1 protein-coding gene and 1 pseudogene are annotated in these 2,082 nt (G+C 37.1%); one reads left to right on the top strand and one right to left on the bottom strand.

Annotation, left to right across the window (positions count from 1 at the left end; translation table 11 throughout):
* A pseudogene (locus tag ACFIL8_RS09480) lies at positions 1-490 on the top strand (inositol monophosphatase family protein); the annotation flags it as partial.
* A 499-nt stretch (positions 491-989) separates the two neighbouring features.
* On the opposite strand, the gene ACFIL8_RS09475 reads toward ACFIL8_RS09480, so the two are convergent.
* Positions 990-2,082: hypothetical protein (locus tag ACFIL8_RS09475; RefSeq protein WP_375689576.1), on the bottom strand; the 1,093-nt coding region annotated here is incomplete at its 5' end.

Raw genomic sequence — 2,082 nt, 5'->3', positions numbered from 1 at the left:
GCTGTTTCCATTGCCTTAGAAAGCCAAGGAAAAATCGTTGGTGGTGTCATTTACAATCCCGTGAGTGATGAACTCTTTACCGCAGAACGCGGGTATGGTGCTTTTTTCAATAACCGACGCTGTCGCGTTTCTGCTCGACGCAGACTGGAAGATTGTGTCATTGCCACGGGAATGCCTCATTTTGGTCGTCCAAATCATGGAACCTATCTTATTGAATTACGCAATATAATGACGGAAGTTGCCGGACTTCGCCGTTTTGGTGCTGCTGCTCTCGAATTTAGCTTATGTCGCCGCAGAAAAAACCGATGGTTTTTGGGGAGATAACCTGCACATTTTTGATAAAACTACCAGCATACTGATTGCTTCGCAAAACCGGTGGTTTTGTCACTGATAAAGAAGGCGGCAGCGATATATTTCGCAAAAACACATCATTGCTTGCAATAAACACATTCGCCTAAAATTAGAAAAAACCCTCAAAAAAGGTATTTAACTCTTACAGTTTTTTACAAAACCCTTAGAACCTTAAACAAACCATGTGAAGAAAGAGTTTTTTATTTTCTTTACAGAAAACGATAGGAAATAACTGATTAGATAGTGACAAAAAACATCACCACGAACAAAAAATGTACTTGCTATACCCCCCACAAAAGCAATCCCCAATAGCTTACCTTATTGACGTTTCTGTTATTCAAATTCCCCTGCAAACAAGCTGCAAAAGGCAATAAAAACAAATCCCATCATAACAAACGCCCCAAAAAGCAATTATCGAACCTGAGGCAAAAGCCTCTCCTACTTCTCTTGAGAGATCATTCTTACACTGCACGCAAAAATATTGACTCTAGAAGAGCCCACTCTCTCCTTTTTGGTAAGAGCTGCTCTACATTACTCTCACTGCTTATCAATATGTTTCACCACCGCGTGTGATAACAGAGGTTTCAGTAAATTCACCGATTCATACAATTGTTATCAGCTTCTCCTTCTTTTCAGCATTATTCTAAAGTATGTATCAAATAGGCATAAGATTTATTGCACTTCAAATAGTTATTTGCGAGAACCGCTGCCTGTATTTCATTCTCAAACTGTTCTTTATTTTTATCAATAGCCTCTTCCAGCACCTTTACCTTCTCATCCCCAAAGATAACTTGTAATTTTGTTTGTGTGGTAAGCTTCTCCCAAAAAATCAACCGGTTATCGCATTTCTCATTTGATGATTTCATCCACTCTTTAACGCCTAATTTGTAAGCTTCTTCAAATGTTGGTATCTTTTCATCAAGGACTAGGTCTTTTTTCTCTTCTTTATCTCTCTCTTTACAAACCTCCATTGCCCTTTCAACCGTAGAGTAACAACAACTTTTATCAAAGGCAATATATCCTTCTTTCACCGTATCAATAAGCATCTTATAGTAAATGAAAGTTTCTCTTGCCGCCTTATAATCACTGGAAACATCATACAATAAGGATAGAAGCTCTCTTTTACAAATGCATAGTACACTACTGTCACCAGGCATACTCCCAAATCCTCCCAGTTTTTTTAGCGTTTCATATTCAGTATATTTAGGTATGTCTTCAAAGTAAATTTCCAGAGATGCTAAGTCACGATAGAACCCTGAAGCTTTATCTTTTTGTTGCTGTTCGTATTCAGCTGTAATCATATCATCAATCATATATAACCACCAATGAAACAACAGCATTGTAGGCTTATAGCGCTTTTTTTTCGTCAAAGGGTCCACAAACTTTCGTAATGTGACACCATTCTGTCTCATGAATCGCACAACTTTAGGATAAGTTTCTTTAAAAATTGGACGCATCATTAATTCATTTATTCTTTCGATGTGCTCAGCAGTAAATTCTACTTCCAGCGCCTTTTCATAGAGAAAAAATATATCTACATATCCTTGAGCACAAATATCTTGTACCATTGGATGCTGCTGTTTTTTAGATTCATAAGATTCAGAAATGTATCCAATTTTTTTTATCTCTAATATACTCCTTTCCCATTCCTTTACTTCTTCATCCCATTGTTTAATCCATTTTGGCGATATTTTTTGAGTTTTTTTAACAAGCCTTTGTTCCCATTGTGCA

It is taken from the genome of Bartonella sp. AP57NXGY (genome assembly GCF_042195805.1).
GTDB lineage: Bacteria > Pseudomonadota > Alphaproteobacteria > Rhizobiales > Rhizobiaceae > Bartonella.
Note: the sequence above shows the minus strand (reverse complement) of the source record. Positions and strands in the feature narration are given on the sequence as shown.